Raw genomic sequence first — 17499 nt, 5'->3', positions numbered from 1 at the left:
GCCTCTACAGTGCCGGGATGAGCATGACGCCTCCGCCCGGCTGGTACCGCGACCCGCACGCCCCGCACCTGGAACGCTGGTGGGACGGCACGGCCTGGACCGAGCACCGGCGCACGCCGGAGGTGCCCACCGTGCCGCTGGCCCAGTCCACGGCCGGCACCGGCGGCACCGGTCGTGCCAGGGCGGTCGCCCTCACGACCGCCGGGGCCGTGCTGGTCGCGGCGATCGTGACCGGCGCGGTGTTCCTCGGCGGGGACGACGGCGACCCGGAGACGAGGACCGGCCCGACGGCCACCACCTCCGCCCCCGGGACGCCCTCGTCGTCACCGCCCACCTCCGAGCCGCCCGCCGAGGACCCGAACACGGTCGAGGACCAGCTCAACGGGATCACCTTCCCGCTCCTCGACGGCTGGGTCCGGCCCGAGCACGTCGCCGAGGACGACGTCGTCATGACCACCGACGGCACCTACGACTGCCCCGGCGAGGGCAGCGTCTGCCGGCACGGCCTCGTCATCTCCCGGACGGTGACCGAGAGCGACGAGACCTCGCCCGAGGCGCTCGCCAAGGAGGACATCTCCGACGCGGCCGACGCGGCCTTCGACAAGGACACCGTCGGCCGCCGCCCGTACGGCGGCCTGGAGTCCCACGAGGTCGTGAAGTCGGGCCCGGTCGCGGTGGCGGGCCGCGCCGGGTACCTGGTGCGCTGGCGCGTCACCACCGCCAAGGGACCCGGCGGCTACGTCCAGTCGCTGGTGTTCCCGTCCAGCGTCGGCACCGAGTCCCCGGTCCTCGTCCGCTACGTCTTCGACGCCGGGGAGGACGGGCCGCCCCTGGCCGACATGGACCGCATCACCGAGGGAATCCGCTCGGTCACCGACGAGGCCTCGGGCGGTGGCGTCGGCAGCAGCATCGGTCCCACGGACTGAGCCGCTACAGGAAGGCGTGGCCCTCGCCGCGGTACGTCGGCACGGTCGCCGTCACCGCGTCGCCCTCCACCAGGCGCAGCGCGTCGAACCGCTCGCACAGCTCGCCCGCCTTGGCGTGCCGGAACCACACCCTGTCGCCGATCAGCAGATCGTCGGCGGGCGGGCCCAGCAGCGGAGTCTGCACCTCACCGGGGCCCTCCTGCGGGTCGTACCGCAGCCCCTCCGGCAGGTACGGCACCGGCAGCCGGTCCGCGCCGGCCGCGCCCGAGGCCGGATACCCGCCGCCCAGCACCGTCACCACACCCACCCCCGGCCGCCGTACGACGGGCAGCGCGAAGAGGGCCGCCGGACGGCCCGTGAACGACGTGTAGTTGTCGAACAGCCGCGGCACGTACAGCCCCGAACCGGCCGCGATCTCGGTGACCGCGTCCTCCGCGGCGGTGTGCTGCACACTGCCCGTGCCGCCGCCGTTGACGAACTCCAGGTCCGGCACGACCTCACGCACCGCCCGCACCACCGCGGCCCGCCGCTCGGCGAGCTCACGGCGCGCGGCGGCCTGCATCAGCCGCACCGCCCGCGACCGCAACGGCCGCCCGGCCACCGCGTCCCCGACGCCGGCCACATGACCCTCGTACGCCATGATCCCCACGACCGCGAACCCCGGCCGCCGTGCCACCGCCCTCGCGAACTCGGCGACCTGGGCGGGGGAGTGCAGCGGGGAGCGCCGGGCCCCGACCCGCACCCGTCCCCCGAACAGCCTCAGCGAGGTGTCCAACTCCAGGCAGACCCGCACCACTTCACCGCCGCCCGCGCGCGAGGCGTCGATCAGGTCCAGCTGCGCCGGATCGTCGACCATCACCGTGACGGCGGCGGCGAGCTTGGGGTCGGCGGCGAGCTCCGCGTAGCCGGCACGGTCGGCCGACGGATAGGCCAGCAGGACGTCGTCGAACCCGGAACGGGCCAGCCACAGGGACTCGGCGAGGGTGAACGACATGACGCCCGCGAAACCGTCCCGGGCGAGGACGCGTTCGAGGAGCGCACGGCAGCGCACGGACTTGCTCGCCACCCGCACCGGCTTCCCGCCCGCCCTGCGGACCAGGTCCTCCGCGTTGGCGTCGAAGGCCTCCAGATCGACGATCGCGAAGGGGGCGTCGAGGTGGGCGGTGGCCCGGTCGTAACGGGCCCGGTCGGCGGCGCGCGCAGTCATGAACGCAGCCTGCCAGACGGGATTACCGCACGGTAGGGGATGTTCCGGGCAGATGCCGCGGCCCTGCGGACTGGTTCCCGTTCGACGCGGACCACGCCGTAGAGTGACGCGCACGCACGGCGGAACGGCGCCTTGCCGGGATGACGCGCCGTCCGTGCGGGTATCTGTGCCCGGGACGAGTCCGTGCCGGGCGGGCACGAGCGACTGGGGGGTGCATGAGCACGGAAGCGCGCCGCGCCTCCCACCCTCCGCGCCCCACCGTCCCCCCGCGCCCGGCACACCCCCCGGCGCCGTCCGACCCCGACCCGGACACCACCGCCCCCCGGGGGCGCACCTCGGGCGGCTCGGGCCCCTTCGACCCCCGCACCCCGTCCCACCCCCCGACGACCGGCCCCGCCGAACGACCCCCCGGCGCCCAGGACGAGGCGGCGCCCGGCACCTCGGTCCCGCCCGAGGCCGCGCGGCCTTCCGCGCCCCGGCCGCGCTTCCCGGGCTTCGGGGACCGTGTGTCCCCCGGTACGGACCCCGTGGCGCCCCCGCCTCCGCGTGCCTCCGCCCGCTTCCCCGACGCGCCGCCGACCGTCGGCCGGGGCCTGCGCTCTCCGGGCGCCCCGCCCGCCGTACCTCCGCAGCCCACCGACCAACCCACCACACGCGGCACGGGCCTCCCCTCCGAAAACCCGTCGGAGACGACGACCCGCCTCCGCCCCGTGCCCTCCGACCCGGTGACGGACCCCGACGCGCGGCGCGCCGGCGCGGGCGCCCCCGATCCCGCGCTCTCCTGGAGCGCCCCCGGCGGCGGACGGCCCGTGGTGTCCTTCGGGGAACCGGAGGGGTACGACGAGGCCGCGCGGCCCCGCCCGCTGGGACGCCGGGGCCGGTCACAGGCCGTGGCGGCCGCCGCCTGTCTCGTCCTCGGGACGGGCCTCATCGGCGGTGCCGTCACCGGAAGCTGGCTCGCCGGGGACTCCGACGGCCCCGGGGACCGGCACGGCTTCTCCGCGGCCCAGGCCATGTGGCACAACGTCCCCGTCGACCAGCTGTTCCCGCCCACCCTCCAGGGCAAGGGCGCGGGCCCCGGCGGCGCCGACCGGTCCTGGACCCGTATCGCCGTGGCCCCCGACAGCGGCTGCAAGGACGCTCTCGACCCCCTGCTCCGCAAGGTCCTCACCCCCGTCGGCTGCGAGCGCCTGCTGCGCGCCACCTACACCGACGCCACCCAGAGCCATGTCACCACCGTCGGCCTGCTGTTCACCGAGGCCGACGCCGCCGCCATGACCTCCCTCGCCCGCCGGTTCGACAGGGAACGCCTGGACCGCCGTACCGACCTGATGCCCCTGCCGTACGCGGCGAAGGGCACCGCGGCCGCCGCCTTCGGCGCGGAGCAGCGCGCCTCGTGGACGATCTCCGTCCTCACCGACGCCCCCGTCGTGGTCTACGCCGTCTCCGGCTGGGCCGACGGCCGCACCGTCGACACCCCGCAACCCGCCGAGGACGCCATGGAGTCCGGAGCCACCACCGCCCCCGCCCAGGCGGGCCTCGGCCACGAGGCCCAGGGCCTCGCCGACCGCGTCGAACGCGGCCTGCGCAAGAAGGCGGGCACCGCGACGGAGCAGCCGTCATGAGACCCGTCACCGCCCGCCGCCGCCCCGCCACCGCGGCCCTCGGCGGCCTCCTCGCCGCCGCCGTCGCGCTGGTCCCCGCCACCACCGCGCACGCCGACGGCATCCGCGCCCGGCAGTGGTCCCTGGAGGCCATGCACACCGAGGAGGCCTGGCGGACCACGAAGGGCGCGGGCGTCACCGTCGCCGTCCTGGACACCGGTGTCGAGGCCGACCACCCCGACCTCGACGGCAACGTCCTCGACGGCACGGACCTGGTCGGTTTCGGCGCGAGCGAGGGCGACCGCGCCTGGGCCCGCCACGGCACCGCGATGGCGGGGATCATCGCCGGCCACGGACACGGACCGGGCAACGCGGACGGCGTCATGGGCATCGCGCCCGAGGCGAAGATCCTCCCGGTCCGCGTGATCCTGGAGGACGGCGACCCCTCCCGCGCCAAGGCCCGCAGCACCCGTGGCAACGCCCTCGCCGAGGGCATCCGCTGGGCCGCCGACCACGGAGCCGACGTCATCAACCTCTCCCTCGGCGACGACTCCGCGTCCGCGCACCCCGAACCCGCCGAGGACCAGGCCATCCAGTACGCGCTGCGCAAGGGCGTGACCGTCGTCGCCTCCGCCGGGAACGGAGGCGAGAAGGGCGACCACGTGTCCTACCCGGCCGCCTATCCGGGGGTCATCGCCGCCACGGCGGTGGACCGGTACGGCACGCGTGCGCCGTTCTCCACCCGGCGCTGGTACGCCACGGTCAGCGCGCCGGGGGTCGATGTGATCATCGCCGACCCCGATCACAAGTACTACGAGGGGTGGGGGACCAGTGCCGCCGCCGCGTTCGTCTCCGGCGCGGCGGCGCTGGTCAAGGCGGCGCATCCGGGGCTGGCCCCGGCCCAGGTCAAGCGGCTGCTGGAGGACACCGCGCGCAATGCCCCGGCCGACGGGCGGGACGACTCCCGGGGCTTCGGGTTCGTGGACCCGGCCGCCGCGATCAAGGCCGCTTCGCGGTTGAAGCCGGAGGGGCTGGAGTCGGCGGCGTACGGGGAGAAGTACTTCGGTCCTGGGCCGGACGCGGTGGACGCCGGTGGCGACACGGCGGACTGGGCCGCGCCGTTGGCCGGTGGGGCGGGGGGTGTGCTGCTGGTCGCCGCGGTGGTTCTGTGGCGTGGCCGCAGGACGCACGGCGAGGACTTCTAGCTGGTCGCTCTTGGCGTGGGCCAGGGGTGGGTTCGCGCGGCCCGGCGCCGTGCCGGGTGCCCCACGTTGGTGTGGGCCGGGGGGTGTCTGCGCGGCCCGGCGCTTGCGGGGTGCCGTCGCGCCCACCCTCCCCCACTCTCGGCTTCGCTCGAGCGGGAGGTGCCCCCATCGCCCCAGCGGCACCACTGCCCGCGGATCACGAAGACGGATTGCCGCGTACGGCGGTGAGGGGACGGGGTGGGGGTGGCCGCCCGCAGTGGCTGGCGCGTCCGCGCCCTCAGCCACTCCAGGAGACGTGATGCGCGCCAGTCCGAGGACGGACACCCCCGGCCCGGCCCCGACTCACCCACCGGGCCGGTGGCGCTCAGACGCGAACCCCGACGGCGCCCCCGCCCCGCCCGCCGGGGTCGGCGGCGCTCAGACGCGCGGGCGCCGGCCCACCCGGCGCCCAGTGGGGCGTGGGTGGCCCGCTATGGTCGGCTGCGTGGCGAACAAGAACATCCCGGACTCCCCCTTCCGCGACGACGACGGCTCCGCCGACCCCCGGCTGAGTGCCGCGCTCGCCGCCTGGGCCGAGGACGGCAACGCCGTCGCCCCCGTCCTGGAGGCCCTCAAGGACGCCCGCCTCCTCGTCCCCGTCGTCGCCCTGCTCGGCGAGGTCGAGGAGGACGAGAACGGGCTCCGCCGCGAGAAGACCAGCGACATGGCCGTCCCCACCCTCAAGGCGGGCAACCGCACCGCCCTCCCCGCCTTCACCTCCACCGACTCCCTCGCCCGCTGGGACCCGTCGGCTCGCCCCGTCGCCGTGCCGCTGCACCAGGCCCTGCAAGCCGCAGCCCACGAGAAGGCGGACACGCTGATCCTGGACATGTCCGGCCCCGTGCCCTTCGAGCTGACCGGCCCCGCCCTGCTGGCCCTCGCCGAGGGCCGCACGAGCACCGACCCGCTCACCGACCCCGCGGTCGTCGAAGCCGTACGCGCCGCAGTGGCCGCGGAGCCCGCCGTACTGCGCGCCCACCTCGGCCCGGGCCAGGCCGACGGCACCCTCGCCCTGGTCCTCGACCCCGCCGCCCCCACCGCGGAGGCCGCCCGCGCCGTCGCCCAGCGCCTGGCCGCCGACGAAACACTGAGGGCCCGCCTGGTGCGCGGCCTCGACCTGGCAGTCCTGCCGGCCGAGGCGACGCCACCCGGCGAGCCCCTGTACGTCCGTACTCCGTGAAGCCCTGGCCGAAGCCCTAGCCGTAGATCGGACCCGTGTACTTCTCGCCCGGCCCCTGCCCCGGCTCGTCCGGCACCACCGAGGCCTCACGGAACGCCAGCTGGAGCGACTTCAGTCCGTCCCGCAGCGGCGCCGCGTGGAAGGAGCTGATCTCGGTCGCGGAGGCGTCCAGCAGACCGGCCAGCGCGTGCACCAGCTTGCGGGCCTCGTCCAGGTCCTTGAACTTGTCGCCCTCCTCGGTCAGACCGAGCTTCACGGCGGCGGCGCTCATCAGGTTGACGGCGACCGTCACGATCACCTCGACGGCCGGGACCTCGGCGATGTCGCGGGCCATGGCGTCGAAGTCGGGGTTGCCGGGGGTCTCGGGGGTGTCCGAGGGGGAGGTGTCACTCATGACCCACACGATAGGCGCAGCCCGGCACCCCCTCGACGGCAGGAGGCCGGAGACGGCCGGTTAGCGCACCTCACCCGGAGCTGCTAACCTTGTGTAACGACCGGTCGGACCCGTATGCCTCACGGCTCGCGAGCCCGACCCACAAGTGGAGGCTTCGAACTCCCACCTGGCCGCCCTCGGGGCGGCGGGTCACCGGTCAGACGGTCCCGTCCCCGAGGCGGCGATCCGTCCGAAAGCTGCGCCCCGCGGTCACCGCGGCGGTGTTCCGGTAGTTCGAGGAGCCCCGCCTGTGATCGTCCGGGGCATTTTTTCTGCTTCGGCGCGGTTAGGTCTGTCGAATAGAGACGTTACGCGGCTGTCCGCCAGACCGTCGCGTGGTGCTACCGAGGAGGATCCATCAGCGCCGAGCCCCGCATCAACGACCGGATTCGCGTTCCCGAGGTGCGACTTGTCGGTCCCAGTGGCGAGCAGGTGGGCATCGTCCCGCTGGCCAAGGCACTGGAGCTTGCTCAGGAGTACGACCTCGACCTCGTGGAGGTCGCGGCGAACGCCCGTCCGCCCGTGTGCAAGCTCATGGACTACGGGAAGTTCAAGTACGAGTCGGCCATGAAGGCCCGTGAGGCGCGCAAGAACCAGGCGCACACGGTCATCAAGGAGATGAAGCTCCGGCCGAAGATCGACCCGCACGACTACGACACCAAGAAGGGTCACGTCGTCCGGTTCCTCAAGCAGGGCGACAAGGTCAAGATCACGATCATGTTCCGTGGTCGCGAGCAGTCCCGGCCGGAGCTCGGCTACCGGCTGCTCCAGCGGCTCGCGGAGGACGTCCAGGACCTCGGGTTCGTCGAGTCGAACCCGAAGCAGGACGGCCGCAACATGATCATGGTCCTCGGTCCGCACAAGAAGAAGACCGAGGCGATGGCCGAGGCTCGCCAGGCACAGGAGGCCCGCAAGGCGGAGGCGAAGGCCAACCCCGGCCGCTCGCAGAACGCCGCGGACGCCGAGGCCGCCCAGCCGGCCGAGGAACCTGCCGAGGCGTGACTCCCGGGGCCCCGGCCCCAGGAAGCAACCGAAACAAGTACGACGCTCCACCGTGCCCGGTTTCACGACCGGGCACCGGAGCGCCACCGACGAGGAGAGAACGGCGCTATGCCGAAGAACAAGTCGCACAGCGGTGCCAGCAAGCGCTTCAAGGTCACCGGCTCCGGCAAGGTGCTCCGTGAGCGCGCCGGCAAGCGCCACCTGCTCGAGCACAAGTCGTCCCGCGTGACGCGTCGCCTCACCGGCAACGCCGAGATGGCCCCGGGCGACGCCGCGAAGATCAAGAAGCTTCTCGGCAAGTGAGACCGGGCGCCCAGCGCCTGATCCACCGACACCGGGACCCAATCGTTTCCGGGCCGTGTGAGGACAACCACGGCCCCGCTACAAGGAGTTAACAAGTGGCACGCGTCAAGCGGGCAGTCAACGCCCACAAGAAGCGCCGGGCGATCCTCGAGCAGGCCTCCGGCTACCGCGGTCAGCGCTCGCGCCTGTACCGCAAGGCCAAGGAGCAGGTCACCCACTCGCTGGTCTACAACTACAACGACCGCAAGAAGCGCAAGGGTGACTTCCGCCAGCTGTGGATCCAGCGCATCAACGCCGCTGCCCGCGCCAACGGCATCACGTACAACCGCTTCATCCAGGGTCTGAAGGCCGCGAACGTCGAGGTCGACCGCAAGATCCTGGCGGAGCTGGCCGTCAACGACGCGACCGCGTTCGCCGCGCTCGTCGAGGTCGCGCAGAAGGCGCTGCCGGCGGACGTGAACGCGCCGAAGGCGGCGTGATCACTGCGTTGGCTTGAAGTCGACGTGAGTTTCCAGGACCCGCAGGCTTGAAAGCTTGCGGGTCCTGTTGTTTGCGGTTCGCGGGCCGTCGTTCGGCTGCGCGGCCGTTGTGGTTGGTCGCGCCCGCGCCGCGGAGCCGCACATAGATACGGCCCCGCGCCCCTGAGGGGGTGCACGTGCCGCGTGTTGAGAGATCTCCCGAAGGTGAAGAAGATGCCCCCCGTCAGCCCCGAGCTGATCTCCCCCCGTTCCTCCCGTGTCGCCGCCGCCCGGCGGCTCGGCAAGCGGAACTTCCGGGGGAAGGAGCGGCTGTTCCTCGCGGAGGGGCCGCAGGCCGTGCGGGAGGCCGCCGCCCACGGGGACACGCTCGTCGAGCTGTTCGCCACGCCGGAGGCCGCCGAGCGGTACGCCGACATCATCGGCGCGGCCCGGGACGCCGGCGCGCGGATCCACCTCGCCTCCGACGACGTCATCGCCGACATCTCCACCACCGTCACCCCGCAGGGACTCGTCGGGGTGTGCCGGTTCCTCGACACGCCGTTCGAGGAGATCCTCGCCGCCCGGCCCCGGCTCGTCGCCGTCCTCGCCCACGTACGCGACCCCGGGAACGCCGGCACCGTGCTGCGGTGCGCCGACGCCGCCGGGGCCGAGGCCGTCGTCCTCACCGACGCCTCCGTCGACCTGTACAACCCCAAGGCCGTACGCGCCTCCGTCGGCTCCCTGTTCCATCTGCCCGTCGCCGTCGGCGTCCCCGTGGAGCGGGCCGTCGCCGGGCTGCGGGACGCGGGCGTACGCCTGCTGGCCGCGGACGGCGCCGGGGACAGGGACCTCGACGACGAGCTCGACAAGGGCACCATGGGCGGGCCCACCGCCTGGGTCTTCGGCAATGAGGCCTGGGGACTGCCCGAGGAGACCCGTGCCCTCGCCGACGCCGTCGTCCGCGTCCCGATCCACGGAAAGGCCGAGAGCCTGAACCTCGCCACCGCCGCCGCCGTATGTCTCTACGCGTCGGCACGTGCACAGCGCGCCGCCGGAGGGTGCCGCTCCGTCACCGGGAACTAGTAGGGTGACCAGCTCGGGGACCCTCCCCCGGCTCTCGGCAGGGCGCGAGCGCGGGGCGCCCCGAGGACGTTCCGAGAGGTGGGGTACGGGGATGAGCGTCGGCACGAGCAGCGCACCGGGAGCACAGCGGACGGCGCGCCCGCCCGCGCCCCGGCCCGGTGATCTCGCCGACCTCGGCATCGACCCCGACCAGCTGCCCGACGGACTCGTCGTCGCCGACGAGCACGGGCGGGTGATCTGCTTCAACGCGGCCGCCGCCCGCATCACGGCCGTCCCCGCCGAGCAGGCCCTCGGACAGCGGCTGGAGACCGCGCTGCCGTTAGAGGACCTGGAGGGCCGCCGCTGGTGGCAGCTCACCGACCCCTACGGCGGCCTCGCGATCCGCGTCCGCCAGCCCGAGCGCAACCTCCTCCTCCCCGGCGGCCGGGAAGTCCTCGTCTCCGCCCGCTACGTCCGCACCGAACCCACCGGGCCCGTCCACCGCGTCGTCGTCACCCTGCGCGACACCGAGGCCCGCCGCCGCACCGAGCGCAGCCACGCCGAACTGATCGCCACCGTCGCCCACGAGCTGCGTTCCCCGCTCACCTCCGTCAAGGGCTTCACCGCCACCCTGCTCGCCAAGTGGGAGCGGTTCACCGACGACCAGAAACGGCTGATGCTGGAGACCGTCGACGCCGACGCCGACCGGGTCACCCGGCTGATCGCCGAGCTGCTCGACATATCCCGCATCGACTCCGGGCGCCTGGAGGTGCGCCGCCAGCCCGTCGACATCGGGGCCGCCGTCGGACGGCACATCCAGGCCCACGTCGCCGCCGGTCAGCGGGCCGACCGGTTCCTGCTGCGGGTGCAGCACCCCCTGCCCGACCTGTGGGCCGACCCCGACAAGATCGACCAGGTGCTCAGCAACCTGCTGGAAAATGCGGTGCGGCACGGCGAGGGAACCGTCACGATTGACATCACGCCCTCGGTGTCCCCGCGCGAACGGGAGGACGCCGGTACGTCGGTCACGGTGAGCGACGAGGGGCCCGGCATTCCGGAGGAGTCCATGAACCGCGTCTTCACCCGCTTCTGGCGGGGCAGCAAGCGCGGCGGGACGGGCCTCGGGCTGTACATCGTCAAGGGCATCGTCGAAGCCCACGGCGGCACCATCACGGTCGGACGCGCCCCCGGCGGCGGCGCCGAGTTCCGATTTACGTTGCCCGTGGCGGCACCGGCGTATCTCACCTGAGACGTCCGGGAGCCCCACGGGCGCATTCGCGTTCCCTCACCCCGTTAGACTCGGCCTTTGGCACCTTTGTGTCCCAAAAACCGTGACGCACTGTCCACGAGGCGGTACGGGGACCATCAGCCAGCCAATCGGAAGCACGGGAAGAGATGTCGGCACCCAATAAGTCGTACGACCCTGTCGAGGTCGAGGCGTTGAAACCGGAAGAGATCGAGCGCATGCGGGACGAGGCGCTCGCCGCCTTCGCCGCCGCGGACTCCCTCGACGCGCTCCACGAGGCCAAGGTCGCCCACACCGGACCCACCTCCCCGCTGTCCCTCGCCAACCGCGAGATCGGCGCCCTGCCCCCGCACGCCAAGGCCGACGCGGGCAAGCGGGTGGGCCAGGCGCGCGGTGCCGTGAACAAGGGACTCGCCGCCCGCCAGGCCGAGCTCGAGGCCGAGCGGGACGCCCGTGTGCTGGTCGAGGAGGCCGTGGACGTCACGCTGCCCCACGACCGTGTCCCGGCCGGCGCCCGCCACCCCCTCACCACGCTGTCGGAGCGCATCGAGGACATCTTCGTGGCCATGGGCTACGAGGTCGCCGAGGGCCCCCAGGTCGAGGCCGAGTGGTTCAACTTCGACGCCCTCAACATCGGCCCGGACCACCCGGCCCGCGGCGAGGCGGACACCTTCTTCGTGAAGGGCCCGGACGGCGGCACCGAGTCAGGCGTCGTGCTGCGCACCCACACCTCGCCCGTGCAGATCCGCTCCCTGCTCGACCGCGAGCTGCCGGTCTACGTGATCTGCCCCGGCCGGGTGTACCGCACCGACGAGCTGGACGCCACGCACACCCCCGTCTTCCACCAGGTCGAGCTGCTCGCCGTGGACGAGGGCCTGACCATGGCGGACCTCAAGGGCACCCTGGACCACATGGTCCAGTCGCTGTTCGGCGCGGAGATGAAGACCCGGCTGCGGCCGAACTTCTTCCCCTTCACCGAGCCGTCCGCCGAGATGGACATGCTCTGCTACGTCTGCAAGGGCGCGTCCGTCGGCAACCCCGACCGGCCCTGCCGCACCTGCTCCAGCGAGGGCTGGATCGAGCTCGGCGGCTGCGGCATGGTCAACCCGCGGGTGCTCACCGCCTGCGGCGTCGACCCCGAGAAGTACAGCGGCTTCGCCTTCGGGTTCGGCATCGAGCGGATGCTGATGTTCCGCCACAACGTCGAGGACATGCGAGACATGGTCGAGGGTGACGTCCGGTTCACCCGGCCGTTCGGGATGGAGATCTGATGCGGATCCCGCTTTCTTGGCTGCGGGAGTACGTCGACCTGCCGGCGACGGAGACCGGCCGTGACGTACAGGCCAAGCTCATTTCGGCCGGTCTCGAGGTCGAGACCGTCGAGCACCTCGGCGCCGACCTCAAGGGCCCCCTCGTCGTCGGCCAGGTGCTGACCATCGAGGAGCTGGAGGGCTTCAAGAAGCCGATCCGCTTCTGCACCGTCGACGTCGGGCAGGCCAACGGCACCGGTGAACCGCAGGAGATCGTCTGCGGCGCCCGCAACTTCGCCGTCGGCGACAAGGTCGTCGTGGTCCTCCCCGGCGCCACCCTCCCCGGCGGCTTCTCCATCAGCGCCCGCAAGACCTACGGCAAGACGTCCCACGGCATGATCTGCTCCAGCGACGAGCTGGGCATGGGCGACGACGGCACCCACGGCATCATCGTGCTGCCGCCGGAGACCGAGGTCGGCAAGGACGCCATCGAGCTGCTCGAACTGGTCGACGAGGTCCTGGACATCGCCGTCACCGCCAACCGCGGCGACTGCCTGTCCATCCGCGGCGTCGCCCGCGAGACCGCCATCGCCTACGGCCTGCCGCTGCGCGACCCGGCCCTGCTCGACGTGCCAGGACCGAACGCCTTCGGCTACCCGGTGAAGGTCTCCGACCCGGCCGGCTGCGACCGCTTCACCGCCCGCACGGTGACCGGCCTCAGCCCCGAGGCGCGCTCCCCGATCTGGCTGAAGCGCCGGTTGCAGAAGGTCGGCATGCGCCCGATCTCGCTCGCCGTCGACGTCACCAACTACGTGATGATGGAGCTCGGCCAGCCGCTGCACGCCTACGACCGCTCCCTGGTCCAGGGCACCATCGGTGTGCGCCGCGCCGCGGAGGGCGAGAAGATCGTCACCCTCGACGGCGTCGAGCGGAAGCTGCACGCCGAGGACCTGGTCATCACCGACGACCGCGGCCCGATCGGCCTCGCCGGTGTCATGGGCGGCGCCAACACCGAGATCGCGGATCACGACGCCGCCGAGAACGGGGGCAACTCGACGACCGACGTGGTCATCGAGGCCGCCCACTTCGACCAGGTGTCCATCGCGCGCACCGCCCGCCGGCACAAGCTGTCCTCCGAGGCCTCCCGCCGCTTCGAGCGCGGCGTCGACCCGCAGGCCGCCGCCGCTGCCGCGCAGCGCACCGTCGACCTGCTGGTGCTGCTCGCGGGCGGCACCGCCGAGGCCGGCGTCACCGAGGTCATCGCCCCGGCCGCGCCGCACACCATCACCACCCCGGCCGACCACCCCGACAAGGTCGCGGGCGTGACGTACGGCCGTGAGACCGTCGTACGCCGCCTCCAGGAGGTCGGCTGCGACGTGTACGGGCAGGACGAGCTGATCGTCACCGTGCCCTCCTGGCGGCCCGACCTCACGGACCCGAACGACCTGGCCGAGGAGGTCATCCGGCTGGAGGGCTACGAGAACCTGCCCTCCACGCTGCCCAAGCCCCCGGCGGGCCGCGGCCTGACCGCCCGCCAGCGGCTGCACCGCAGGATCGGCCGGGCCCTGGCCGGCGCCGGGTACGTCGAGGCGCTGAACTACCCGTTCGTCAGCGAGCAGGTCTTCGACCAGCTCGGCCTGGAGGCCGACGACCCGGCCCGCCGTGTCGTCAAGCTGGTCAACCCGCTCAGCGACGAGGAGCCCGCGCTGCGGACCTCGCTGCTGCCGGGCCTGCTCGGCGCGCTGCGCCGCAACGACGGCCGGGGTTCGCACGACCTCGCGCTGTTCGAGACCGGTCTGGTCTTCCAGCCGCGCGACGAGCAGCGCATCGCCGCGAACCTGCCCGTCGACCGGCGCCCCAGCGAGGACGACATCGCCGCGCTGAACGCCGCGCTGCCCGACCAGCCGCGGCACGTCGCCGTCGTGCTGGCCGGCGCCCGCGAGCAGTCCGGCTGGTGGGGCAAGGGCCGTTCCGGCGACTGGGCCGACGCGATCGAGGCCGCCCGGACCGTCGCCCGCGAGGCCGGCGCCGAACTGGGCATCCGCAAGGGCCAGTACGGGCCGTGGCACCCGGGCCGCTGTGCCGAGCTGACCATCGCGGTCGACGGCGAGGACCGGATCATCGGCCACGCCGGCGAGCTGCACCCGCGCGTCCTGAAGACCCTGGGCCTGCCCGCGCGCAGCTGCGCGATGGAGCTGGACCTGGACGCCCTGGAGCAGGTCGGCGACGACACCCCGCAGGCGCCGGGCATCTCCACCTTCCCCGTCGCCACGCAGGACGTCGCGCTCGTCGTCGACGCGTTCGTCCCGGCGTCGGACGTCGAGGCGGCGCTGCGTGAGGGCGCCGGCGAACTGCTCGAGTCCATCCGCCTGTTCGACGTCTACGAGAACGCCGAGCAGCTGGGCGAGGGCCGCAAGTCCCTGGCGTACGCGCTGCGCTTCCGCGCGGCCGACCGCACGCTGACCGTCGACGAGGCGTCGGCGGCCCGCGAAGCGGCGGTAGCCCTCGCGGGCGACCGCACCGGAGCGGTCCTGAGGGGCTGATTCCAGCCCGTCCGGCCCTATTCAGCCCGTCCGGCGTTTGAGGACGAGGCCCGGAGGGCCGAAGGGGGGTCCGGGGGCGCAGCCCCCGGGGACGGGACGGGAAGGGGCGGCGGGGGCGAAAACCCCATGCCCGCACCCCCGACCCCGAGGAAGCGGGAGGCGTGAATCGCGCCTCCCGCACCCCCCGTTCCCCTCACCCCACCGGTCACCTCACTCGTTCGGGTGACTATTCCGGGCGATACGTCCGTATCGGGTCATGCGGTGGACAGAATCGGACCGGCCTCTCGAGGCCGGTCTGCGCTGTCCGGGCCTATATGGGGGGCCATCGGCATGATCCGCTTCAAGCCTGGGGCTCCCCGCAGGGTGCCACCCCGGTTCCTGTCCCGGGTGCCGACCCTCGCGGTACCCACCGCGCTGGGCGCCACCGCGGTCGCCTACCGGCTGACCTGCCCGCTCGCCCACGAGGACGCCCTCGGGGCGCGCCTCGTCAGCAGCGCCGTGATGTGCGCGATCGTCACCGGCCTGGTGATGCACGTCCGGCACCGGCTGCTGCGCGAACTGCGGCGGGCCCGCCGCATCGCCGAGGCCGCGCAGAGCGCCGTGCTGCGGCCACCGCCCCCGCGGATCGACGGCCTGGCCGCCGCCGCGGTCCACCTGTCCGCCGACCCGGGGGCCCGGATCGGCGGCGACCTCTACGAGGTGGTCGCCACCGAGCACGGCGTACGGGCCGTCATCGGCGACGTCCGCGGGCATGGTCTCGGGGCCGTACGGACCGTCGCCGCCGTCCTCGGCAGCTTCCGGGACGCCGCCCACGAGGAGGCCGAACTGACCGGCGTGCTGCGCCGGCTGGAGCGGGCGATGGCCCGGCATCTGCGGGAGCGGGCCCAGAGCGGGACCGACCCGGCGGGTGCCCCCCAGGAGGGCCCGATCGGCGAGGAGTTCGTCACCGTCCTGCTGCTGGAGATCCTTCCCGACGGCGGAGTGCGGGCCCTGAACTGCGGGCACCCCTGGCCGTATCTGCTGACCGGCGCGCGGGCCGAGCCCCTCGCCCACGCGGATCCGCTGCCACCGCTCGGCCCGTTCCCGCTGCCGCCCGCCCTGCCCGCCGTCCCCTGCGGACGACTGCTGCCCGGCGACGCGCTCGTCCTGCACACGGACGGGGCCGAGGAGGCACGGGACGCCGAGGGCCGGTTCTTCCCGCTGCGGGACGTCCTCACCGAGGCAGCGCGCACCCACCCGCTCACCCCCCGAGCCGTGCTGTGCACGGTCCTCACGGCCCTGCTGCGGCACACCGCCGGACCGCCGAAGGACGACGTGGCCCTGCTGATCATCAGGAACGAGCGGTTCGCCGGAGACACCCATTCCGGGGCGCGGAAGGCGGTACTGCCGGCCGCCGCGCACCAGCACCCGCACCCGACGGGCCGGCTCCAGTCGCCCGCGTGACCGGCGACGCCACGCCGTCCGTCCCGCCACGGAGTGTCGGGCAGGCAGCAGGGCGGACGGCGTGGAACGGGCCGCCGCACTGTACGAGGGGGAGCCGACGGCCCGGCCGGCCTCTTTCGAGGCAGTTCAGTCAACTAGCTGGACACGCTCCGCGACAGTGCGCGCACACTGCGGATGCGGGCACTCCGTTCACACCCCGTGTGAACGCGCAGCAACTACTCTGTCCGCCACCGAGCCAACGGGGGGCCTGGAATGCAGCCCAACACTCTGCTCGACGCGATCCTGGACGAGGCCGGGATCTCGCACGCGGGCCTGGCCGCGCACGTCAACCAGGCCGGCCGGGCGCGCGGTCTGTCGCTCCGCTACGAACACACCGCCGTGGCGCGGTGGCTGAAGGGACAGCGGCCCCGGGGCCAGGTGCCCGATCTGATCTGCGAGGTGCTCGCCGCCCGGCTGCACCGCCAGGTCACCCTCGACGACATCGGCCTCGGCGTGCCCGGTGAGCCGGCCGCCCCGCACACCGGCTCGCTCTCCGGGTTCGTCGAGCGGGCCACCGCGCTGTGGCGCTCCGACCAGCAGCGGCGTCCGCACATAGTCGGCGCGCCCGCGGTCACCGGAACGCCCGCCGTGATGCCCGTGTGGGAGTGGGAGAACCCGCCCGAGGACGTGGACGTCTCCCGGGGCGGCCGGCACCGGGTCACCCCGGGCGACCTCGAGATGCTGCGCGCCGCCCGCACCCACTACGAGCAGCTGTACCGCAAGGCGGGCGGCGTCGCGACCCGCGCCCGGATCGTCGGCTTCCTCAACGCCGAGGCCGCCCCGCTGCTGCGCGGCAGCTATACCGACGCCACCGGCCGCCAACTCCACCGGGCCACCGGCGGCCTGGTGGCGATCGCCGGCATCTGCGCGTACGACTCCGACGCGCACGGCCTCGCCCAGCGCTACTTCCACCAGGCGCTGCGGCTGGCGAAGGCCAGTGGGGACCGGGGGCTCGGCGCCTATGTGATCGCGCTGCTGGTCAACCAGTCGCTGTTCATGCGGGAGTACCGGCAGGCCGTCGCCTTCGCGGAGGCCGCGCTGCGCGCCGCGGGCACCCACATCACCCCGGCCCTCGCCTCCGATCTGTACGCGATGCAGGCCAAGGCGTACGCACACCTCGGCGACGGCACCGGCGCGCTGTCCTGCATCCGCCGGGCCGAGCGGGCCGCCGAGCGCATCCGGCGCGGACACGAACCCGACGAGACCGGCTATGTCCAGCCCGGTCTGGTCAACGTCCAGGTGGCGGAGGCGCTGCTCAGCCTCGGCGACCTGGCGGCGGCCGGCGAGCACGCGGCGGCGGCCGTGGACAACCCCGCGCACGACCGCGGCCGGGTGCACCGGCTGGCCATCCTGAGCACCATCGAACTGCGTCAGGGCAACGCCGACAACGCGGTGGCCATCGCGGTGCAGATGGCCGAGCAGGCCCGGGGAATGGAGTCGCAGCGGCTGCGCGACAGACTGCGCGCGGTGCGCGAGCACCTCGTCCGCAGCGGCTGCGCGGGCACGGCCGAGGCGGCCGAGCTCATCGACGGGGCACTGCGCGTACCGCTGTAGCACGG

The 17499-nt window shown here is 73.6% G+C and carries 15 protein-coding genes; 13 read left to right on the top strand and 2 right to left on the bottom strand.

The window, feature by feature from the left end; translation table 11 throughout:
* Positions 1-23 precede the first annotated feature (23 nt).
* Positions 24-926: a DUF2510 domain-containing protein gene (locus tag ACZ470_RS30420; RefSeq protein ID WP_468432387.1), complete on the top strand. Its 903-nt coding sequence runs from the start codon at positions 24-26 to the stop codon at positions 924-926.
* 4 nt (positions 927-930) lie between these two features.
* Here the strand turns inward: ACZ470_RS30420 and ACZ470_RS30415 are convergent, their stop codons facing one another.
* Positions 931-2133, bottom strand: a complete 1203-nt coding sequence (locus ACZ470_RS30415; RefSeq protein WP_468432352.1) for an amino acid deaminase/aldolase — start codon at positions 2131-2133, stop codon at positions 931-933.
* A gap of 215 nt (positions 2134-2348) precedes the next feature.
* Between ACZ470_RS30415 and ACZ470_RS30410 the strand changes: the two genes are divergently transcribed.
* From ACZ470_RS30410 to ACZ470_RS30400, 3 genes are all read left to right on the top strand, one after another.
* Positions 2349-3758, top strand: a complete 1410-nt coding sequence (locus ACZ470_RS30410) for a hypothetical protein (RefSeq protein WP_468432351.1) — start codon at positions 2349-2351, stop codon at positions 3756-3758.
* The gene (gene mycP / locus ACZ470_RS30405) at positions 3755-4942 is read left to right on the top strand and encodes a type VII secretion-associated serine protease mycosin (RefSeq protein ID WP_468432350.1); all 1188 of its coding nucleotides are present in this window, start codon (positions 3755-3757) and stop codon (positions 4940-4942) included. The genes ACZ470_RS30410 and mycP overlap by 4 nt, the downstream gene beginning before the upstream one ends.
* A gap of 484 nt (positions 4943-5426) precedes the next feature.
* Positions 5427-6161, top strand: coding sequence for an SseB family protein (locus ACZ470_RS30400; protein WP_468432348.1), 735 nt, complete (start codon positions 5427-5429; stop codon positions 6159-6161).
* Between the two features lie 16 nt (positions 6162-6177).
* Here the strand turns inward: ACZ470_RS30400 and ACZ470_RS30395 are convergent, their stop codons facing one another.
* A complete protein-coding gene (locus tag ACZ470_RS30395; RefSeq protein ID WP_468432347.1) occupies positions 6178-6555 on the bottom strand; it encodes a DUF1844 domain-containing protein in 378 nt (125 codons plus the stop codon).
* A 396-nt stretch (positions 6556-6951) separates the two neighbouring features.
* Between ACZ470_RS30395 and infC the strand changes: the two genes are divergently transcribed.
* From infC to ACZ470_RS30350, 9 genes are all read left to right on the top strand, one after another.
* The gene (gene infC, locus ACZ470_RS30390) at positions 6952-7596 is read left to right on the top strand and encodes a translation initiation factor IF-3 (RefSeq protein WP_468432385.1); all 645 of its coding nucleotides are present in this window, start codon (positions 6952-6954) and stop codon (positions 7594-7596) included.
* 108 nt (positions 7597-7704) lie between these two features.
* Entirely contained in the window at positions 7705-7899 is a 195-nt protein-coding gene (rpmI, locus tag ACZ470_RS30385; protein WP_004933563.1) for a 50S ribosomal protein L35, read from the top strand.
* A 95-nt stretch (positions 7900-7994) separates the two neighbouring features.
* Positions 7995-8378 carry a 50S ribosomal protein L20 gene (gene rplT, locus ACZ470_RS30380; RefSeq protein WP_004933571.1) on the top strand — a complete coding sequence of 128 codons (384 nt, stop codon included), beginning with the start codon at positions 7995-7997 and terminating at the stop codon, positions 8376-8378.
* A gap of 213 nt (positions 8379-8591) precedes the next feature.
* The gene (locus ACZ470_RS30375; protein WP_468432346.1) at positions 8592-9440 is read left to right on the top strand and encodes a TrmH family RNA methyltransferase; all 849 of its coding nucleotides are present in this window, start codon (positions 8592-8594) and stop codon (positions 9438-9440) included.
* Positions 9441-9531: 91 nt separating this feature from the next.
* Entirely contained in the window at positions 9532-10668 is a 1137-nt protein-coding gene (locus ACZ470_RS30370; RefSeq protein ID WP_468432344.1) for a sensor histidine kinase, read from the top strand.
* Between the two features lie 146 nt (positions 10669-10814).
* A complete protein-coding gene (gene pheS / locus ACZ470_RS30365; protein ID WP_468432343.1) occupies positions 10815-11936 on the top strand; it encodes a phenylalanine--tRNA ligase subunit alpha in 1122 nt (373 codons plus the stop codon).
* A complete protein-coding gene (gene pheT / locus ACZ470_RS30360; protein WP_468432341.1) occupies positions 11936-14458 on the top strand; it encodes a phenylalanine--tRNA ligase subunit beta in 2523 nt (840 codons plus the stop codon). Before pheS ends, pheT begins: the two co-directional genes overlap by 1 nt.
* A 330-nt stretch (positions 14459-14788) precedes the next feature.
* A complete protein-coding gene (locus ACZ470_RS30355; protein WP_468432340.1) occupies positions 14789-15901 on the top strand; it encodes a PP2C family protein-serine/threonine phosphatase in 1113 nt (370 codons plus the stop codon).
* A 252-nt stretch (positions 15902-16153) separates the two neighbouring features.
* On the top strand, positions 16154-17494 hold the full coding sequence (locus tag ACZ470_RS30350) for a transcriptional regulator (protein ID WP_468432338.1): 1341 nt from the start codon (positions 16154-16156) through the stop codon (positions 17492-17494).
* Positions 17495-17499 lie beyond the last annotated feature (5 nt).

The sequence above is a fragment of the Streptomyces sp. NPDC031111 genome (assembly GCF_055570675.1).
The sequence above is the reverse complement of the archived record's forward strand: the minus strand, read 5'-3'. Positions and strand labels throughout refer to the sequence as shown.